The sequence below is a fragment of the Absiella sp. AM29-15 genome (assembly GCF_003434225.1).
Classification (GTDB): domain Bacteria; phylum Bacillota_I; class Bacilli_A; order Erysipelotrichales; family Erysipelotrichaceae; genus Hoskinsella; species Hoskinsella hominis.
On record NZ_QVFL01000016.1, the window covers coordinates 84,739 to 105,094 of the forward strand.

Annotated in this window: 24 protein-coding genes and 1 other annotated feature; of the genes, 22 read left to right on the forward strand and 2 right to left on the reverse strand. The window is 36.5% G+C overall.

Annotated elements, in window-relative coordinates:
• The first annotated feature begins 92 nt into the window (after nt 1-92).
• From pnp to DW761_RS15665, 22 genes are all read left to right on the forward strand, one after another.
• Entirely contained in the window at nt 93-2,264 is a 2,172-nt protein-coding gene (gene pnp / locus DW761_RS15560) for a polyribonucleotide nucleotidyltransferase (protein ID WP_117453708.1), read from the forward strand.
• Nucleotides 2,265-2,469: 205 nt separating this feature from the next.
• The gene (locus tag DW761_RS15565; protein WP_117518680.1) at nt 2,470-3,024 is read left to right on the forward strand and encodes a hypothetical protein; all 555 of its coding nucleotides are present in this window, start codon (nt 2,470-2,472) and stop codon (nt 3,022-3,024) included.
• A 371-nt stretch (nt 3,025-3,395) separates the two neighbouring features.
• Nucleotides 3,396-4,778, forward strand: a complete 1,383-nt coding sequence (pepV, locus tag DW761_RS15570; RefSeq protein WP_117518681.1) for a dipeptidase PepV — start codon at nt 3,396-3,398, stop codon at nt 4,776-4,778.
• A gap of 10 nt (nt 4,779-4,788) precedes the next feature.
• Complete coding sequence (trmB, locus tag DW761_RS15575) at nt 4,789-5,445, forward strand: tRNA (guanosine(46)-N7)-methyltransferase TrmB (RefSeq protein WP_117453705.1); 657 nt, start codon at nt 4,789-4,791, stop codon at nt 5,443-5,445.
• A 94-nt stretch (nt 5,446-5,539) separates the two neighbouring features.
• Nucleotides 5,540-5,872 carry a thioredoxin family protein gene (locus DW761_RS15580; protein ID WP_117453704.1) on the forward strand — a complete coding sequence of 111 codons (333 nt, stop codon included), beginning with the start codon at nt 5,540-5,542 and terminating at the stop codon, nt 5,870-5,872.
• 14 nt (nt 5,873-5,886) lie between these two features.
• Nucleotides 5,887-6,648 carry an internalin gene (locus DW761_RS15585; protein WP_117518682.1) on the forward strand — a complete coding sequence of 254 codons (762 nt, stop codon included), beginning with the start codon at nt 5,887-5,889 and terminating at the stop codon, nt 6,646-6,648.
• A gap of 12 nt (nt 6,649-6,660) precedes the next feature.
• The gene (gene murC, locus DW761_RS15590; RefSeq protein WP_117518683.1) at nt 6,661-7,974 is read left to right on the forward strand and encodes a UDP-N-acetylmuramate--L-alanine ligase; all 1,314 of its coding nucleotides are present in this window, start codon (nt 6,661-6,663) and stop codon (nt 7,972-7,974) included.
• A gap of 49 nt (nt 7,975-8,023) precedes the next feature.
• Nucleotides 8,024-8,410 (forward strand): histidine kinase, encoded by a 387-nt coding sequence (locus tag DW761_RS15595; RefSeq protein WP_117453701.1) that lies wholly within the window; start codon nt 8,024-8,026, stop codon nt 8,408-8,410.
• Complete coding sequence (locus DW761_RS15600; protein WP_117453700.1) at nt 8,410-8,940, forward strand: hypothetical protein; 531 nt, start codon at nt 8,410-8,412, stop codon at nt 8,938-8,940. The genes DW761_RS15595 and DW761_RS15600 overlap by 1 nt, the downstream gene beginning before the upstream one ends.
• A 20-nt stretch (nt 8,941-8,960) precedes the next feature.
• Nucleotides 8,961-9,956 (forward strand): LacI family DNA-binding transcriptional regulator, encoded by a 996-nt coding sequence (locus DW761_RS15605; protein WP_117518684.1) that lies wholly within the window; start codon nt 8,961-8,963, stop codon nt 9,954-9,956.
• Between the two features lie 35 nt (nt 9,957-9,991).
• Nucleotides 9,992-10,187: a binding site (T-box leader), on the forward strand.
• A gap of 45 nt (nt 10,188-10,232) precedes the next feature.
• A complete protein-coding gene (tyrS, locus tag DW761_RS15610; protein WP_117453742.1) occupies nt 10,233-11,462 on the forward strand; it encodes a tyrosine--tRNA ligase in 1,230 nt (409 codons plus the stop codon).
• Between the two features lie 76 nt (nt 11,463-11,538).
• Nucleotides 11,539-12,303: a hypothetical protein gene (locus DW761_RS15615; protein ID WP_117453698.1), complete on the forward strand. Its 765-nt coding sequence runs from the start codon at nt 11,539-11,541 to the stop codon at nt 12,301-12,303.
• The gene (locus DW761_RS15620; protein WP_117518685.1) at nt 12,300-12,878 is read left to right on the forward strand and encodes a dipicolinate synthase subunit B; all 579 of its coding nucleotides are present in this window, start codon (nt 12,300-12,302) and stop codon (nt 12,876-12,878) included. Before DW761_RS15615 ends, DW761_RS15620 begins: the two co-directional genes overlap by 4 nt.
• Nucleotides 12,879-13,733 (forward strand): 4-hydroxy-tetrahydrodipicolinate synthase, encoded by an 855-nt coding sequence (gene dapA, locus DW761_RS15625; RefSeq protein ID WP_117518686.1) that lies wholly within the window; start codon nt 12,879-12,881, stop codon nt 13,731-13,733. It begins immediately after the preceding gene.
• Nucleotides 13,734-13,761: 28 nt separating this feature from the next.
• Complete coding sequence (locus DW761_RS15630; protein ID WP_117453695.1) at nt 13,762-13,941, forward strand: sporulation protein Cse60; 180 nt, start codon at nt 13,762-13,764, stop codon at nt 13,939-13,941.
• Between the two features lie 45 nt (nt 13,942-13,986).
• Complete coding sequence (locus DW761_RS15635) at nt 13,987-14,151, forward strand: DUF1540 domain-containing protein (protein WP_117453694.1); 165 nt, start codon at nt 13,987-13,989, stop codon at nt 14,149-14,151.
• Between the two features lie 92 nt (nt 14,152-14,243).
• On the forward strand, nt 14,244-14,765 hold the full coding sequence (locus DW761_RS15640; RefSeq protein ID WP_117453693.1) for a hypothetical protein: 522 nt from the start codon (nt 14,244-14,246) through the stop codon (nt 14,763-14,765).
• 19 nt (nt 14,766-14,784) lie between these two features.
• Entirely contained in the window at nt 14,785-16,491 is a 1,707-nt protein-coding gene (locus DW761_RS15645; protein WP_117518687.1) for an oligosaccharide flippase family protein, read from the forward strand.
• 1 nt (nt 16,492) lies between these two features.
• The gene (locus tag DW761_RS15650; protein WP_117453691.1) at nt 16,493-17,188 is read left to right on the forward strand and encodes a pseudouridine synthase; all 696 of its coding nucleotides are present in this window, start codon (nt 16,493-16,495) and stop codon (nt 17,186-17,188) included.
• Nucleotides 17,189-17,205: 17 nt separating this feature from the next.
• On the forward strand, nt 17,206-17,673 hold the full coding sequence (locus tag DW761_RS15655; RefSeq protein WP_158553827.1) for a dihydrofolate reductase: 468 nt from the start codon (nt 17,206-17,208) through the stop codon (nt 17,671-17,673).
• Nucleotides 17,661-18,965 carry a pyrimidine-nucleoside phosphorylase gene (locus DW761_RS15660; RefSeq protein WP_117518689.1) on the forward strand — a complete coding sequence of 435 codons (1,305 nt, stop codon included), beginning with the start codon at nt 17,661-17,663 and terminating at the stop codon, nt 18,963-18,965. The genes DW761_RS15655 and DW761_RS15660 overlap by 13 nt, the downstream gene beginning before the upstream one ends.
• Nucleotides 18,962-19,321, forward strand: coding sequence for a hypothetical protein (locus tag DW761_RS15665; protein ID WP_117518690.1), 360 nt, complete (start codon nt 18,962-18,964; stop codon nt 19,319-19,321). The genes DW761_RS15660 and DW761_RS15665 overlap by 4 nt, the downstream gene beginning before the upstream one ends.
• Here DW761_RS15665 and DW761_RS15670 read toward each other — a convergent pair.
• Together DW761_RS15670 and DW761_RS15675 are read right to left on the reverse strand one after the other, a co-directional pair.
• Nucleotides 19,318-19,665 carry a cupin domain-containing protein gene (locus DW761_RS15670; RefSeq protein WP_117453687.1) on the reverse strand — a complete coding sequence of 116 codons (348 nt, stop codon included), beginning with the start codon at nt 19,663-19,665 and terminating at the stop codon, nt 19,318-19,320. The two genes, DW761_RS15665 and DW761_RS15670, sit on opposite strands and share 4 nt — an antisense overlap.
• On the reverse strand, nt 19,666-20,250 hold the full coding sequence (locus DW761_RS15675) for a TetR/AcrR family transcriptional regulator C-terminal domain-containing protein (RefSeq protein ID WP_117518691.1): 585 nt from the start codon (nt 20,248-20,250) through the stop codon (nt 19,666-19,668).
• Nucleotides 20,251-20,356 lie beyond the last annotated feature (106 nt).

The window sequence follows — 20,356 nt, forward strand, 5'->3', positions numbered from 1 at the left end:
GCTCGAAAGAGCTTTTTTTGTTTTTATTTTTGTTTCTTTCCTTAAAAAAGTATGATATCATTAAAAAGATGAAAAAATAAGAGGTGAAGATAGTGGCTAAACAAGTATTTCGTTTAGATTTCTGTGGTCGTGGGATCACAGTAGAAACAGGTGAAGTGGCAAAACAGGCCGGAGGGTCAGTTTTAGTAAGATATAACGATACCGTTGTATTATCTACGGCTACCGCCAGCAAACAGGCAAAAGAAGGGATTGACTTTTTCCCATTGACTGTTTCATTTGAAGAAAAGTTATATTCAGTAGGTAAGATTCCTGGTGGTTTCTTAAGAAGAGAAGGAAGACCAAGTGAACATGCGACATTGACTGCTCGTATGATTGACCGTCCAATCCGTCCATTATTTGCGGAAGGCTTCCGTAATGAGGTACAGGTTGTAAATACGGTATTATCTGTAGAACAGGAATGTTCTCCAGAAATGACAGCAATGTTTGGTGCATCTTTAGCACTATGTGTGTCTGATATCCCATTCAATGGACCAATCGCCGGTGTTGTTGTAGGCAGAATTGATGGAGAATATGTAATCAATCCTACACCAGAGCAACAGGAAAAAAGTGATATTCACTTAACCGTAGCTGGAACAAAATATGCTGTAAACATGGTAGAAGCTGGAGCAAAAGAAGTTAGTGAAGAAGCAATGCTTGGCGCCATCATGTTTGGACATGAACATATCAAACAACTGGTTGCTTTCCAGGAAGAAATTGCTGCAGCAGTTGGTAAAGAAAAAATGGAAGTAAAATTGTACACAGTGGATGAAGCGATTGATTCAGAAGTACGTGCTAATTTTGAAACAGCAATTCGTGAAGCTGTTTCTATTGAAAAGAAACTGGAACGTTATGGCAAAATTGATGAGTTAACAGAAGCTGCTGTTGCAATGTTTGAAGCAAAAGAATATGCAAGTGAAGCAGAGATGAACAAAGCAATCAAACAGGTAAAAGAAATCTGTCATGGTATTGAAGCTGATGAAGTTCGTCGTCTGATCATTGAAGATAAGATTCGTCCAGATGGACGTAAGATCGATGAAATCCGTCCTTTGGATTCTCAGGTAGATATATTACCACGTGTGCATGGTAGTGCATTATTTACACGTGGAGAAACACAGGTATTAAGTGTGACTACACTTGGACCAATGAACGACAATCAAATTATTGATGATGTCACAGAAGTAGATAGTAAACGTTTCATGCATCATTACAATTTCCCTCCATATTCTGTTGGTGAAACAGGACGTATGGGAAATCCAGGACGTCGTGAAATCGGACATGGAGCATTGGGAGAAAGAGCACTTTCTCAGGTTCTTCCAAGTGAAGAAGAATTCCCATATACAATTCGTACAGTCGCAGAAGTATTAGAATCCAATGGTTCTAGTTCTCAGGCATCTATCTGTGCAGGCACAATGTCTTTAATGGCTGCCGGTGTTCCAATCAAAGCACCAGTTGCTGGTATCGCCATGGGTCTGATCATGAATGAAGAAACAGGTGCTTATACTGTATTGACAGATATTCAGGGTATGGAAGATCACTTCGGTGATATGGACTTTAAGGTTGCCGGTACAAGTGAAGGTATCACAGCATTACAGATGGATATCAAAGTAACTGGTATTACAGAAGCAGTATTCAAAGAAGCATTGGCACAGGCAAAAATCGCACGTGCACAGATTCTTGAAAATATGATGCAGGCAATTGAAAAACCAAGAGAAGATGTTGGTACTTATGCACCTAAGATTGAAATCCTGTATATCGATCCTGAAAAGATTCGTGAAGTTATCGGACAGAATGGTAAAGTCATCAACCAGATCATCGCAGACAGCAATGATGTGAAGATTGATATTGATGATGATGGAAAAGTAGTCATCTACCATATGGACCGTGCTTCCATTAACAAAGCAGCAGATATGATTCGTGATATCGTACGTGTAGCGAAAGTTGGAGATATATATGATGCGAAGGTTGTTAGAATTGAAAAATTTGGTGCATTCGTAAATCTGTTCCCTGGTACAGATGGATTATTACATATTTCCAAGATTGCACATGAACGTGTAGAAAAAGTGGAAGATGTATTAAATATCGGAGATACAGTAAAAGTTAAGGTTATGGAAATCGATGATCGTGGACGTGTAAATGTCAGCGCAAAAGCATTGCTACCAAAACCTAAAAAAGAAGAAAAGAAACCGGAAGAAAAAGCAGAAGAAGCACCAGCTTCTGAAGCATAAATCTTTGGATAACTAGGAGGATATTGAAAAATGTCTTCCTTTTTTTATAACTTTTAAAAATTCACTGCATTGTAAATATTGAAAAATTATTGTATTATAAAATTGAATAAAGAGTAGCTGCCTATCAACATATCTTTCATAGAAATCAAAATCATGTTCATGTGTAATACGAGATAAAAAATCGCAAAGAAAGGAAGAATGCACGATGAAGAAGAATAAATCATATGTATTACTAAGCATTATATGTGTTTTAGTAGTAATTAGTTTGCTGTATATTTCTATGAAAAAAGAACCGAAAGAAGTTACTTATTTACATGTAGATTATCCTCAATATGGTCACGTAGAAGATGTTGTAAATGCGAGTGATTTAGCTTTTACTGGAAAAGTTGTGGATGTTAGATATGAATGTATGGATGTTGCCAACGAAGAGGAAAATGAATTAACTAGTGGGGAAAGTTCATCCATGCCTTATACAATTTATACAATCCAAACAGATAAAGTATATAAGGGAGAAATCAAAAATAATAAAATTGAAGTAAAACGCCTTGGCGGAGAATCTGATGAAGTTAATTATGTATTGGATGAATATACCCCGATAGAAGAAGGGGATACTTATTTGTTTTTAGTTGTAACATATCCTTCTGGCTATCCAAGTTTTGTTAATGCGACACAGGGGGTATATAGCTTAACACAAGCACAAAATAACGAAACAACTCCAATAAAGTTAAATGATGTATTAAATTACTTTCATGATAGATGATGTTTTATGATTATTCAGTATCTGATAGATTATCCTAGATGGTTTTATAAAATTTTGATGGATTTATATCATTTCGATTAGAGGAAGCAAGAGTTTCCTCTTTATGTATCTGAAAACATATGAATTATTATAAACAAAGTCTTCGTTTTTGTTAGCATGTTCTTATGAAAATCGCAGTAATAAGAAATCCTATAAAAAGTAATTTCATTCATATGTAAAAGCATTTTTTCTCATATATATACTTAAAATAAATTCTAATCATTGTGAGATATTAATTTTTACGATTTTATAGAAATAATTTCTGAAAAAAATGTAAAAAAGCATAGGTAAGTTGAGAAAGCTATGGTAAAATAGTAGGCGAGGTGAACGAAATGGATTGGTTAGAAGAAGTAAAAAAGTATAAAGAAGATTTAATAGAAGATGTAAAAGGTATCATTGCGATTCCTAGTATAAAAGATACACCCAAAGAAGGTGCACCATTTGGAGAAGGATGCCGCAAGGCATTAGACCACATGCTGGCTCTTGGTGAAAAAGAAGGTTTTACAGTAAAAAATATCGATGGCTATGCCGGCGTTATTACATATGGAGAAGGTGAAGAAAGTGTTGGTATGCTTGCACACCTTGATGTAGTACCTGTTGGTGAAGGATGGAGTAAAGATCCTTTTGCTATGGTTGAAGAAAATGGATATCTATTTGGCCGTGGGGTATTGGATGATAAAGGACCTGCCATGAGTGGATTCTATGCGTTAAAAATGTTAAAAGATAATCATGTGAAACTGAATAAAAAAATCATGCTGATTCTTGGGTGTGATGAAGAAAGTGGCATGGATTGTATGAATTACTATGTGAAACATGCAGAAGTACCTACCATTGGATTTACACCAGATGCGGAATTCCCAGTAATTTATGGTGAGAAAGGCGGTCTACATATACAAATAAGTGGAGATACTGAAACGGTAATCGAATCTATGCATGCTGGAGAACGTATGAATATCGTCATTGGTAAAGCAAGCTGTGTTGTAAAAGAATGGAATGATCGTGCCACAGATATGTTTGATTTCTATTTGAAATCAAATGGTTTAAAAGGCAGTGTAGCATATACTGGTGAAAAAGCTGAACTGATGATTGAAGGAGCATTTGCCCATGCCGCAATGCCATATCTTGGAAATAATGCAGCACTTCATTTGTTAAACTTTGTAGGAAATTGTTTTCATGATAAATTTGCAGCGGATACATATGAAATGTTACATGACTGGCAGGGAAAACCAGTGGATATCTTTATGGAAAGTGCAACCATGGGCTTTCTAACAATGAATACCGGTATTGTGAATATTGAAAACGGACATGTAGAAATCACGATTGATATTCGTTATCCATTAGAAACAAATGCTGATATCGTGATGGCTGGTTTCCATAAGAAAGCAAAAGCAATCAACTATGCATTAGATATCACATTAGAAAAAGATACAAAGCCATTATATGTAGATCCTAGCAGTGAACTGGTAACTACATTGAGTAATGTGTATCGTAAATACAGCAAGGATGAAACAACACCAAATATGACCATTGGCGGAGGTACCTACGCAAAGAAATTCCCTAACTTTGTGGCATTTGGTCCTGAATTTCCAAACCGTACACAGCCAGAAGGAATGTTTGTTGGCGGATGCCATCAAAAAGATGAAGGAATCCGCGTCGATGATTTATTATGCGCAACTGCAATCTATGCAGAAGCATTAGAAAAATTAGCGAAATAGTGAGGTACTTATGAGAATGCGTAAACTGCCTTGGGCAGAAGACTTTTTAAAGGAACAGGAAGTAGTAATCAAAGAACCAAGCACGTATGCTGGAAAATGGAAACAGCTATTAAACAAAGAGGTCCTGCATGTAGAAATTGGCACAGGAAAGGGCGATTATTGGATTTTAATGAGTCAAAAACAACCAGAAAATGGCTGGATCGGTATTGAAAAAAACAATAATGTTGCTGCACTCGCTGTTCGTAAATATACAAAATTAGAAGAAGCAATGAGCAATGTGGCATTTATCAATGATGATGCAGAAAACATCAGCGATTGGTTTGAAAAAGGAGAAGTAGATGTGATCCATCTAAACTTTTCTGATCCATGGCCAAAAAAACGTGCACATAAAAAACGCTTGTCAAATGAAAAATTTATCCGCCAATATGCAGATATCTTAAATGATGATGGAGAAATTCAAATGAAAACAGACAATAGTTCTTTATTTGAATATTCTGTTATTGAATTTCAAAAGTGCGGCTGGTTTTTACATGATTTCAGTGTAGATTTCAGAAGAAATGAACATGATGAGGATGCAATCAGTGAATATGAACGCAAATTCATGGAAAAAGGACAACCAATTTATCGTGCTGTCTGGAAGAAGTATCCTATCAAAAATGAAAATTAAGATAATTTATGAAATAAAGAAATTATTTTTCATAAAATGATGATATAATAAATAAAGTGAGTAGAAATCTCGGTAAGAAAGGCTGCGTGTGATCATGAAAGAATATATGAATGAAATCACTTCAATGGAAGAATTTGAAAAAGCGTATCATGAAAAAGGCGTACAGGTGTTCACCTTCAGTGCTGACTGGTGTCCAGACTGTCAATTTATAAAGGGTTTTATGCCTGATTTAGTAAAAGCATATCCTGATTATCATTTCTACTATGTGGACAGAGATCAGTGTATGGAAATTGCTCAGGATCAGATGATTATGGGAATCCCAAGCTTTGTAGGTGTAAAAGATGGTGTAGAAACCGGACGCTTTGTGTCTAAACTAAGAAAAACAAAAGATGAAATTGATGCCTTTTTGAAAGCATTAGATAAATAAGGAGGCATAAAAGAATGGGTGTTTTTAAGAAGTTTGTGAATCTGTTATTTGATGAATCTGATGCAGATATCATCGCAGAAGATGAATTGGAAAATATAGAATTTAAAGAACCAAAAAAAGAAAAAACAATAAAACAGGAACCTGTAAGGGAAGATTTGTATACTTATGAAGAAGAACGTACCTTTGAGCGAACTGATAAAGTAAAGACAAAGGAAGAAAAGAAAAAGTTTGTAAGTATAGATTTGGAAGATGATGCTCCTCAGGTAAAGCCTGAAGTAAAAGAAAAAAAGACAATCGCACAACAGCGTCCTGTCTTACAGAAAAACGAAAAGAAAGAATTTGAGTTTACACCAGTGATATCACCAATCTTTGGCGCAAAAGAAGAAGAAAAGAAGAAAAAAGAAATCAAGAGAAAACAAAGCGTTGATATCTTGAAGAAATCTTCCTCTGTGAAGAAAAAGCCTAATCCATTAGGAACGATTATTTCACCATATTATGGTGTTAGTGAATTAGAAGAATTTGAAGAAGAGGCAAAAGAAGAAATTGCCGCAAAAGAAAAGGCGAAACAGACACCAGTTGAAACACCAAGTGATGATGTTGAAATCAAACGCATGGATGAGATTGAAGAAATCAATAATGTGACACTTGATGAAATTCTGGTTGATGATGTAAAAAATGATTGTGAAGAAGATCTGATGCAGATCTCCCTGTTTGGGGAATCTACACCCGTTCATGAAGCAGATAAAGAAACATATAAGCTAAAGGAAGAAGAATAAGGGGTGAATGAAATGCTGTATCATTTTATAGGTATTAAAGGAAGCGGTATGGCTTCTCTTGCGGAAATCGTAAATGATCGAGGAGATGAAGTAAACGGTTCAGATATAGAAAAATATATCTTTACACAGAAACCATTAGAAGAACGTGGTATTCAAATCACTGGATTCGATGAAAAAAATATTGTGGAAGGCTCTACAATCATTATTGGAAATGCATTCCATGAGGATAATCCAGAAGTAAAAAGAGCTTTAGAACTAAAGGCTGAAAATAAAGCAACAGTGTACTGGTATCATGAATTTTTAGGACAACTGGTACAAGAATATACCAGTGTATCTGTAGCGGGTACCCATGGAAAAACTACCACAACAGGAATGCTTTCCCATGTGATGTCACTTGTTGCGCCTACTGGCTATCTGATCGGTGATGGAACAGGAGAAATGCCGGAAAACAGTAAGTATTTTGTTTTGGAATCCTGTGAATATCAGCGCCATTTCCTGGCATATGAACCACAATATGCCATCATTACCAATATTGAATTAGACCATGTAGATTATTATAAAGATATGGCTGATTATTGTAACGCTTTTGAAACATTCGCTAATCAGGTGAAAAAAGGCGTTGTCATCTTTGGTGATGATGAAAGTACAAGAAGTTTAAATGTAAACACAGCGCATCTGTATTATGGTCTGTATGATGATAATGATGTGCAGGCTGTCAATATTGTGCAGGGTGAAGATGGCATGTCTTTTGATGTGTTATACAAAAAAAATCTGTTTGGCAGTTTTAAACTTCCGTTTGTTGGGAAACCTTTATTATGGAACAGCCTTGGTGTCATCGCATTAGGTATTATGGAAGGCTTGCGTGCTGAAGTACTACAGAATGGATTAGAGAGCTTTCCAGGTGTAAAACGTCGTTTTACGATTGAAGAAAACCATGGTAATATCTATATTGATGATTATGCGCATCATCCAACAGCTGTGAAATATATGATCGAAGCAGCGAAAATCAAATATCCTGGCAAGAAAATTATCGCATTGTTTAAACCTGATCGCTATTCACGTATCTATTATTTTATGGATCGTTTTGCGAAAGAACTGGATGCAGCAGATGAAGTTTATCTTTGCCACTTCCCAGAAAATGCTGCAAAAGAGGAAGGTATTGATATCACGATTGATGATCTTGCTAAGCTTAGCAGCAAGGCAAAAGTCATCAAAGAAGATGAAGAAGCAGCTAAGATGCTGGCATCACGTGGACCTGCTGTTTACTTGTTTATGAGCAGCAAGGATATTTATAAGTTAAAAAATGTTGTAAAAAGTTTTCAATAATGTTGAAAATGGTTACAGATTGTTGTAATATATTGAGAGAGGTGTTCCTATGGAATTAGATCAGTTACTGAATTTGTTAAGTGTTGTGGCAGGAAAATGTCTGCCAATCTTAGGTTTTATCGTATTGGTGTTTCTTATCATATTTGTAAGACACCTGATCATTCTTTTAAAATCTGCGAATGAGGCAGTTATCAGTATGACGAAAACGCTGGATACGGCAAATAAGGAACTGGAAACCCTCGAAAAACCATTAAACACGTTAAATGAGCTAAGCGATACCATCGATACTGTACATGAAGCCAGCAAAACAGCTGTGCGCAGTGCATTGGTGGCGATTATCGAAAATCTTGGCGCCATTAAAGAGTGGGCTTTGCAAAAAAGTAAAAAAGAAGATACAACAACCGCTGTCAGAAGCGATATGGAAGGAGAAGAATGATGGAAAACGACTGCGAAAAAGAAGTAGATTCTATGGAAAAAGAAGCAAAATATACCATTATTCAAATGGAAGATGATGTAGATGGTGATCAAAGCTTTCTGGATGATACCAAAAAGGAAGTGAGTCGTTTATATCAGGACTTTCGTGATTGGCTTTCTGAGAATGTTGATAGTGAAGAGATTAGTGCAAGGTTGAAAAAATTAAAAGAAGACACTGCGGATGTGCTTGAAAAAGGCAAGACAAAAACAGAAGCGTTTGTGAAACGTGAGGATGTACAAAATGCCAAAGAAAAAGTCGTATCTGCTGGTGAGAAAGTAATGGATGGTGTTAGTGATGGGCTTCATACGATCATGGAGAATGAGCATGTATCGAAAGCAATGGACTCTATCAGTGATACAATTACAAGTGTAAAAAATGACGAACGTGTAAAACGAAATGTCAACAAGTTGAAAAAAGGCACATTAAAAGCGGCAACACATGCATTTAATGGCTTAAAAAAGGTGCTGGACACCGATGATAGTGACGAATAAGGTCAGAAGGGATAACTGTTATGAAAAGAATTACAATTTATGATGTCGCAAAAGAAGCAGATGTATCATTGGCAACGGTATCTCGTGTTATTAACGGAAGTGAAGTGGTACGTGAGGATACACGAGTAAAGGTACAGGAGGCAATTGAAAAATTAGGTTATAAGCCAAATGCAATTGCACAGGGTCTGGCATTACAGAAGACTACAACCATTGCATTGATCGTTCCAGAAGCCAGCTATTTTTATACTGGACAAATCATCAATGGTTTAATTGATGTAGCAAAAATTTATAAATATAACATTATGCTGCACACAACAACAGAAGGTATTAGTGAAATGAATGATATCATTGAAAATATCATCAAATCACGTGTGGATGGCGTTGTGATCTTCAATGATAAACTGAATAAAGATGAATTGAAACAGCTGACAAACTATCAGATTCCAATCGTTGTTATTGGTAATAAGATGTCTGATGATACAGTAGGTTCTGTTTATGTTGATTATGCAAAACTGGTATATGATTATGCAATGAAATGCATCAAAGCAGGAAAGACAGATCTTGCACTTGTAGAAGACCGTAAGAATCCAGCAATGATCAAACAGTTAAAAGATGGTTTGGAAAGAGCGTTTGCTGATTCTGGCATGAAGTTTGAAAAATATATTGCAATTCCAAAAGAATACCGCTCTTCTTATTTATTCCTGAAAGAATATATGAGTGGAAATATTCACCATGATGTTATCATCACATATCGTGATTCACAGGCAATGGCTGTATTAAATACAGCAAAAGAAGCTGGTTTGAGTATTCCTGATGATATGGAATTAGTTTGTATCTTAGATAGTAAATATAATGCAATGGCACGTCCTCAGATTTCAGGATTCAAGATTCCTGATTATGACTTAGGTGCTGTCGCCATGCGTTTATTGACAAAGATGCTGACAGAAGAAAACGAAGTTATGGATAAAGAAATTGAATTAAGCTATATCTTTACACCTCGTAAATCTACAAAATAAGATTGACAAACGAAATAAAATACATATACTTAAATACAAAGGCTATGAAAAGAAAAGAGCACAGTGAAATGTTATAGAGAGTGCATGGCTGGTGAGAATGCATACAGGAAACTGTGAAATACACCTTGGAGCTGCTTTATGCAAAGTAAAGCCGTATTCTCACGTTAAGAGATGAAAGTGCGCTTGTAAAAGCGAACTAAGGTGGTACCACGTAGTTATTGCGTCCTTGGATCAAGGACGTTTTTTTATGGAAGAAAGGAAATTATGAACATGGAAATGAAATTATTTGATGAATTGAAATGGAGAGGACTGATCAATGATGTGACAAGTCCTGATTTGGAAGAAAAATTAAACGCCGGAGGAATGACATTCTATATAGGTACAGACCCTACAGGGGATTCTTTACACATTGGACATTACTCATCTTTATTATGCGCTAAACGTTTGGCAGCTCATGGACATCACCCATTGATGCTGGTAGGTGGCGCTACAGGATTTATTGGTGATCCAAAGGCAACTGGGGAACGTAATATGTTAACGAAAGAAGTATTACAACACAACTATGATTGTCTAAGTGCACAGATCAAAGAACTGTTTGGCTTTGAAATGGTAAATAACCTAGATTGGACAAAAGATTTAAGTGTAATTGACTTTTTGCGTGATATTGGAAAATACTTCAATATCAATTACATGATCAATAAAGAAACAGTAAAGAGAAGACTGGAAAGTGGTATCAGCTATACTGAATTCTCTTATATGATTCTTCAAGCAATGGATTTCTTACACTTGTATGAAGCAAAAGGATGTACTTTACAGTTAGGTGGACAGGATCAGTGGGGAAACATTACCAGCGGTTTGGAATTGATTCGTAAAAAACATGGTGCAGATGTAGAATGCTATGGTATGACAATGCCTTTGATCACAAAAGCAGATGGTACAAAATTTGGAAAGAGTGAAACAGGTACTGTATGGCTGGATAAATCAAAAACAAGTTCTTATGAAATGTATCAGTTTCTGGTAAATTCTGAAGATGCCAAAGTAATCGATTACTTAAAGAAACTGACATTCTTAGGCAAAGAGGAAATTGATGCATTAGAAGACAGTTTAAATAAAGAACCACATAAACGTGAAGCACAAAAAGCACTTGCTAGAGAAGTTGTCACATACTTACATGGAGAAGATGAATATCAGAAAGCATTAAAAATCACGAATGCATTATTCAGAGGCAATATCAAAGATTTAGAAGCAAATGAAATCAAAGATGCGTTACATGGTATGGAAGCAAAATCCATAGATGACAACATGCCTTTGCCAGACGCACTTGTTGCGGCAGGTATTGCCAGCAGTAAACGTGAAGCAAGAGAATGGATCAATCAGGGATCTATCCAGATCAATGGTGAAAAGATTCAGGATGTTGCATTTGTGGTAAGCAGTGCAAATGCGATCAGTGAAAATCATACCTTGATCAAAAAAGGAAAACGTAATTATTTTGTAATTGAACAGTAGGAATCGAAAGATTCCTGCTTTTTAATTAGGGACCATTTTCTATTTTTTACATATGATATAACGAGGAGAGATAGTTATGATAACTGCTGTTGTTTGCAGTGACGATAGAATGCGTTACGTATGTAAAAGTCTGCATATGGAAATGGAAATCATCGCAATTGATGAGGATAGTGACTTTTTAACATTGCCCCGTCTGGATGCGATTATTTTACCAGTAAAAGGAATTGATGATGAAGGATATATGAAGTTGTATGATTCTTTGGTTCATGTACCTTCCATGTTTTGGCAGATTCAAAAAGATATGATTATATTTTCAGGAATGGAAACTTCTTATATCTCAGCACTGCCTATGAAAAAATACTATTATATGAAGGATACGACTGTGATTGATGAAAACGCCATATTGACGGCAGAAGGTATCCTGCATCTTTTGATTACATCGCTTGCGAAAAGTTTATATGATATCCAGATTGATATCATCGGTTATGGACATTGCGGGAAAGCGATTTATCGTATGTTAAAAAGTCTGGATGTAAAGGTGCGTGTGATTCGCAGGGATTGTATAGAAGATGATACATTTATGACCACAAAGCATTGGAAACAATGTGGAGATGTCATTATCAACACATCCATTGAGAAACTTATGGATGCAGACTTGATGCGTTCATGGAAAAATGCACCTTTGATCATTGATATCGCTACACCAGATGTTGTGGATAAGCAATGTGCAAAGGAACTAGGTATTCCATATCAAAAAGAAGGAAATCTGCCAGGAAGATTCTGTGCAGAAAGTGCTGGGAAAATCATTGCCGATTATGTCAGGGGGAAATTGATAAAATGAAAAATCAGCATATTTTATTTGGAATTTGCGGCTCATTCTGTAATCATGCCGCAGTTTTAAAAGAATTCGAAAAATTATGCGAAGAAAACGATGTACAGGCAGTTGTCAGTGAGAATGTATTTACCTGTGATACCCGTTTCTTTCAACATGAAGATTTTATTTCACGTCTGGAAAAGGCAAGTCATAAGCCAGTCATTCATACAATAGTAGAGGCGGAAAAGGTTGGACCATCCAATGCTTATGATATCATGATCATTGCGCCAATGAGTGCGACAGTTGCCGCAAAGATGGTGCTTGGAATATATGATCATCCGGTAACACTTGCGGCAAAGGCAATGCTTAGAAATAATCGCAATATTGTATTTGGCATAGCCAGCAACGATGGCTTAAGCATCAGCGCAAAAAATATCTTTACACTGATCAATTTGAAACATTTCTTTGTGATTCCATTTGCTCAGGATGCACCATTTGAAAAAGAAAGAAGTATCGTCAGTAAGTGGAATTTGTTAGAAAAAACTGCTGACATGGCTTTAAAAGACCGCCAGATCCAACCAATACTTTACGGGGGTGATTAGATGCAGAAAGTAATGGTCGCTTTGATTACACCATTTACGAAAGAAAATGAAGTGGATTATGATGCATTGACAAAGATCGTCAAACGATTGATGAGAGAAGGATGTGATGGTTTTATTGTCTGTGGAACAACAGCCGAAACACCAACATTAAGAGAGGCAGAACGCTATGCAGTCTTACAGCATGTTTTATCGATTGTACAGGGGAATTGTGAAGTATGGTTTGGCTGTGGCAGAAACTGTACACGTGATACAATTCGTTTGATTCGCAAAGCACAAAAGTATGCGATTGACGGTGTTCTTGTGGTAACACCTTACTACAACAAGCCTTCCCAGCGAGGACTATATGAACATTATCATGCAATTGCTTCTGCGATTGATTCCAATATCATGTTGTATAATGTTCCAGGCCGCTGTGGTGTAGAGTTACAATATGATACGATTCGCAAGCTTGTCTATGAACATAAAAATATCGTAGGACTGAAACAGGCAAGTCATGACTTAGATACGGTCGTGAAATTAAAAAAAGAATTCCCATTATTCAGAATCTACAGCGGAGAGGATGGCTATTTTGATGAAGGCTTTGATATTGGCATGGATGGATTGATATCCGTTATGGGACATTTCAATATGGAAAAGCTACAGCGTTTTATTAAGGAAGGCAGAAAAGACAATCGATTACGCAAAGAGTTATACAAAGAAGCTTCTTTGACCTTCTGTGACGCATCCCCAGCACCGGTGAAATATTTATTATCACGTAAAAAAGAATGTGAAAATATATTGCGTTTACCCATGTGTGCAATCAATCGGGAAAAAGAACTATTGTTATCTTCTTATTTCGACAACGAAGAAGAATAAAACATGATATCCTGTTGCTGGTGATCATATGAAACAGGTAAAGGTGTTTGATGAGGAGCATGAAGATGATTTAAGTGATAGTATCAATGCATTTTTGATGGAACAGGAAGACATTCAGCTTATTGATATCCGCTTCTCTGTGGCAGTCTGTGATTGTGATGATGGACAAATTTATTGTTTTAGCGCTTTACTGCTATATGAGGCATAATCCCATGAATCGCTCACATACTAAGCTTGTTGGAGGTGTGATCAGATGCAGAAAAAAACAGAAATCTTATGCAACGTACATTCCTGTGTTTATCAGAAGGATAACCATTGTGAAGCTGAAACTATCAGCGTTTGCTGTGACAATTGTGTAGAACCAAATCACTGTCATGAAACTGAATGTAACTCATTTCGTTGTAAATGCGGTAAATAAGCGGCCAATTGGCCGTTTTATTTTTGTCACATATTCCAGTTTCATTGTTTAATTTTTAGATATTTGATATAATGTAAGGCAGAGGTGATGTTATGCGTAAAGTTTTTCCATTGATCCTATGTATGCTGCTGCTTTTAAGTGGCTGTAATAAACGCAGTAAACAGGAAGAAGAAAGTATGAAAAACTATGAAACATTTATCAATGCCGTAATCAATAACAAAGGAATTGAAACCAAAAGTATTCCTTTTGACTATAGATTGGTTCAGCAAAAGCTGGATGATGGTTCTTATGAATATGAAGTACAGATTGACAATCCCCGTGTTGCCATGTATGATATTCAGGCGATTGCGGTCAATCAGGCAAATGATTCTAATACAAATGTTTATCCCTGTATCGGAATTCTGGGAAAAGATATTTCAGAAAGCTTTAATTTGATTCCATATCAGTCTAATCCAAATCTAGATTACTGGAAGGGAATTGGCTTAAATGGAATTTCTAAAGATAAACAATTTACACTAAACGTAATGGTATCATGGAAAGATAGTACCAGAGCAAATAAATACAGTGTATTCTTCAATTGCAGTTATGCTGAAAAAAGCGAAAATGAAGGATAAGTAGAAAGGTTTTGAAGACATGAATAAACAAAAAAATTCCAATAAGAAGCAATCCATGATTGCTGGGGCACTGATATCATCTGCCGGTATCTTTGTCGCAAAATTCATTGGTTTATTTTACGCCGTACCCTTTAATACATTGCTTGGAAATGAAGCCAATGTGGCAATGTATGGGGTTGCCTACAATATTTACAGTTACCTGCTGAATATATTTACAGCGGGTTTTCCCTTTGCAGTGGCAACATTAATTGCAAAGTATACAAGTAAGGGAGATTATCGTACATCTTTATTGGTAAGAAAATTAGCAACCCTTGTCATGATCTGCTTTGGCGCATTTGCCATGCTGTTAGTCATTGTATTTTCTTCACCACTTGCCAAGCTAGTGTTACCGGCATCAGATATCGGTGTATCACAGGCATCGGGAATATTAGAACCTGCGGTTCAAATCGTATCTACATCAGCGGACTTATCCACGATGCGTCTGGTATTGATTTTGATCAGCTTTGCGTTATTCTTTGTGCCAGTATTAAGTGCTACTCGTGGTTTTTATCAGGGCTTAAAAGAAATGGAAGTATATGCATTATCACAAGTGCTTGAACAGATTGCACGTGTCGCATTCCTTTTGATTTTAAGTGCTGTTGCGATTTATATGTTTAACTATGGACATGTATGGAGTGTCTATTTTGGTGTGTTATCCACCAGCGTTGCCGCAATCCTTGCCTTTATGCATTTAAAACTGTATGATCGAAAAATCATGCCACAGATGCGTAAAAAAGCGAAGGCCCAGGAGGATCAGGGTGTTACGGATAAAAAAGCAATCATGCAAGAATTAATCATGATCGCTATGCCATATCTTTTCTCCGCAGTTCTTGGATATAGTGATACCATTGTGAATACAGTATTTCTAAAAAGCGGTCTAGAAGCACATGGCAATACCAGTGAAGAAATCGTTTTAATCACAGGCTGTATCAATTACGGAGTCTTAAAACTGATGTCCATTCCAATGATACTGGCACCAGGATTTTCTAGTGCTATCATTCCACATATCACATCAGCACTTGCCCGCCAGGATTATAAACAGATTCGTAAAAATATTCGTGATTGTTTTGATATCGTTTTATATATTGGTGTACCAATCAGTTTTTGTTTATTCCTGTACGCAAAACCATTATATGATATCTTGTTTCCACCTGCCAATCCGGCAGATTTAGATACGTGTGCACAGATACTGAAGTGGTTCTCTATTGAAGCATTGATCTCCACAATCAACCCGGTTGTGACTGCATTGATGATGGCGGTTGGTCAGCGTCGTTTATGTATTCGTTTCCAGGTGGTTATGGTTGCGGTAAAATTTGCCTTGTCTTATCCGATGTTAAAGGTCTTTGGATACTCTGGTCTTGTATTATCTACTATGGTTGCTATGGGTGGTTATATGATTGCGGGAATGTATTCACTGGCTAGTCAGTATCATGTGAATTGGAAATATACGTTCCATAAGCTGTTGATCATCATTTTAGGTTGTGCAGGCATGTTCTTAATGGCATGGTTGTGTGAATTAATTGGATTAAAAGGCTATGGCATGGGAAGATTAATGGGTGTTGTGCAAATGGGTATATCTGGTATTTTCGCAATGGCTGTTTATCTGGCACTTACAGGTATTTTCCAATTGCCACAAACATTGTTTCATTTTAATATATCCAAGCTAATTTCAAGAAGAAGAGGTTAATATGCGATTAGATAAATTCCTATCCCACGCTGGCGCCGGGACTCGTAAAGAAGTAAAACAAATGATACGCAAAGGCTTTGTCACAATTAATGGAGAAGTCTGTAAGAAAGATGATTGTCATATCGATGAGCTTCAGGATGTGATCTGTTTAGATGGGGAAGAAGTTTCCTATCAAAAATATTATTATATCATGTTAAATAAACCACAGGATGTTGTATCCAGTACCAAAGATGGCATGCATGAAACGGTATTAGATATCATTGATATCCATTTGCCAAAAGATATGTTTCCGGTAGGACGATTAGATATTGACACTACAGGATTGCTGTTGATCTGCAATGATGGTGCACTCTCTCATGAATTGTTATCTCCTAAAAAACATGTGGAGAAAGAATATGAAGTGATTATCGATCATCCTTTATCTGCACAGGATATTGAAACTTTAGAAAATGGCACGATTCTTTTAGATGATGAACCAATCAAAAAAGCACATGTACAGGTTATAGAGCAATGCAAGATTCATCTGATTATTTCTGAAGGGAAATATCATCAGGTAAAACGCATGCTGCATGCGGTAAATAATGAAGTATTACAGTTAAAACGTGTGCGTATGGGAAGTCTTGTGTTAGATGAAGCATTACAAGAGGGAGAATGGCGTTTTTTAAGTGATGAAGAAATCGCTGAATTATATGCATGATCACCTGCATTGTCGCTATGGATGAACAAGCTCATATTGGCTTTCAAGGACATATGCCATGGCATATACCTGAAGAATTATATCTGTTTCAACAGTTAACACTTCATCATACAATATTGATGGGTAGAAAAACATGGGAATCCATAGGACGTCCCCTGCCTGAAAGAAAAATGCTTATTGCGTCTAGAACAAAACATGAGTATCCATATGAACAGGTTCAAAGTGTGAAAGATGTTACCGCTATTCTTGAGTACTATCAACACAGTAAAGAAGAATTGATGGTATGTGGAGGAAGAGAAATCTATCAGCTTTCCTTGCCATATGCGCATCGTATCTATATATCCATCATCAAAGGCATTTATTCATCAGATACAAGCTTTCCTTCTTATGATGAATCAGACTTTATCTGTATGGAGTGTATCGAATATGCATCATTTACATGGTATTATTTTCAAAGAAAGAAGGATGTTTCATGCGGTTTGTAGATATCATTGAAAAAAAGAAAGAAAATCATCCTTTATCAAAAGGAGAAATTCATGAATTTATCACATCCTATGTGCAGGATAAAATACCAGATTACCAGGTATCTGCATTATTGATGGCTATCTGTTTTAATGGCATGAACGAACAGGAAACAGCATGGCTTACAGAAGAAATGCTGTATAGCGGGGAAGTCATGGATCTATCAGATATTGCTGGCATCAAATGTGATAAACATTCTACCGGTGGGGTCGGGGACAAGACGAGTTTAGCCCTTGCGCCAATGGTGGCGGCTTGTGGTGTTAAGATTGCGAAAATGAGTGGCAGAGGTCTTGGACACACAGGTGGAACACTTGATAAAGTAGAAAGTATCAAAGGCTTTCAAATCAATATGGATATGGAAAGCTTTAAACATCAAATCAATTCCATTGGATTGGCAATTGTTGGTCAAAGCGGGAATCTTGTGCCAGCTGATAAAAAGTTATATGCATTACGTGATGTGACTGCGACAGTGAATTCAATTCCCTTAATTGCCTCTAGCATCATGTCAAAAAAATTAGCATGTGGTGCGGATACGATTTTACTAGATGTTAAATTTGGGGAAGGAGCTTTTATGCAGACAAAGGAGGATGCTGAAAAGCTTGCGAAAACCATGATTTCCATTGGAAAACATTTTCATAAAGATGTACGGGCAATGATTTCCAATATGAATGAGCCCTTAGGCAATGCAATCGGTAATGCATTAGAAGTGAAAGAAGCCATTGCGACTTTAAAAGGAGAAGGTCCAAAGGATTTTTATGAGCTTTGTTTAAAGGCAGGAAGCATCATGCTGATGCAGGCAAAAAAAGCAGAAAATGAATCTGAAGCCAGAACAATGCTTGAAACAGCTGTTCATAATGGTTCTGCTTTACAAAAACTAATAGATATGGTAGAAGCACAGCATGGAGATATTCAGATGATCAAACATCCTGAAACCCTGCCACAGGCAAAAGAAATATTAGAAATCAAAAGCAGGGAAGAAGGCTATGTAGAAGAGGTTCATGCATTATCATTAGGTACCCTTGCCATGCAGCTTGGCGCAGGTCGTCAGGTGAAAGAAGATATCATTGATCCATCCGTTGGCATCGTACTTCAGAAAAAAGATGGTGATTATGTAAAAAAAGGCGATATTCTCGCCTATGTACACATTAATCACGCATTGCCTCCTCATTGGCTTGATGATTTTTATGCTTCTTATCACTTTACAAAAACACCAGTAGAGAAACATGATTTGATCTATAAGGTAATAGAAGAATGAAAAAAGCATTCTTCATTTCCAGCATATGCTTTATCATCAGCATTAGCTTGTCTATTATGCATGTGATGAAGCCAGTGTTACTGATCATCAAATATTTGACACTTGTTTTTGCCTTTGCATATCTTGGATATGCCTGTTTTCAAACACGCATCAAAAAAGAAACAGCGATTCTATACTGGCTGGGGGTAATCATCCTTTTAGGATATACTATCCTGACGATGGATACGTTTCTGTTTCACACAATAAAATTTGTGCCCGGAATCATTCGTTATCCGCTGTACTCATTATATGGCTTGCCATATATCGTATTTATGCTGCCTGGGTTTCTATTATGTTTTCAAAAAAAGGCTGGTTAATCCAGTCTTTCGTCGTTATTAATGATAAGTGCCATAAATACAAGCGGTGTATCTTTAGGATTTTCAATGCCATGACCAAAACCATCCGCTGTAAAGGTCACATCTCCTGGTTTTAATATACGTTTTTTATCATGATCCTGATAAATTGCTTCTCCCTCCAGGATATAATAGCTTTCACCATCTCCATGATGTTCATGGTAGCCTAATGAACTATGGGGATCAATGGTAACTTTGGCATACATCTTTACATGAGGACCTAATTCTTCAGGAACTAGTAAACGTTCAATATGCATCCATCCTTTACCACCGCACCGTTCAAAATAATCTTCTACTTTTTGTTTCATCTATGATTCCTCCTTCATAATTTTATAAGATTCACGATAGCGCTCATAAGCCAGCTTTTCACTATCCTGCGCTAGACTTTTCAAGTTGCTGGCAACCTTTTCCGGGGTTTCTTTCATATCTGTCTTTACCCAGTTGCCAATGACACCAGCAATGCCAAAACTGAAAAATTCACTATAGAAATTCTTGTCATTTTCAGATATCTGATGATGCAGGTCAAGTGCATCTATGGCAAGAAAAAATATTGATTTTGTCATGGAAAAGATGAATTCCTTAAATACTGTATCATCACAACTAATCGTATTCTGATAAAACGTCTTATCCTGTTTGATATGCGTTAATAAGGCAGCCATATAGCGATGCCAGTTTTCAAAACTAATATGATGATCAAATATCTGTTGTGCATCATGGCGATAAATCCACTCCAACAATTCATATTTATCACGGAAATGATAATAGAAAGTCTGTCTGTTAAATCCACTTGTTTTAGTGATATCAGCGATTGTGATTTTCGCAAAGCTTTTTTTATTTGTTAAAAGTTTTAACGTTTCAGCTAATATTTCCTTTGTTTGTATCGTATCTGACATAAGAAAACACCTCCTGATGTTTGCCTACATTATACACGAATTTGTTTTTATAAGAAAGCCTGTGCATATTTTTTTTGATCATAAACATACTAAGACGGGATGTGAT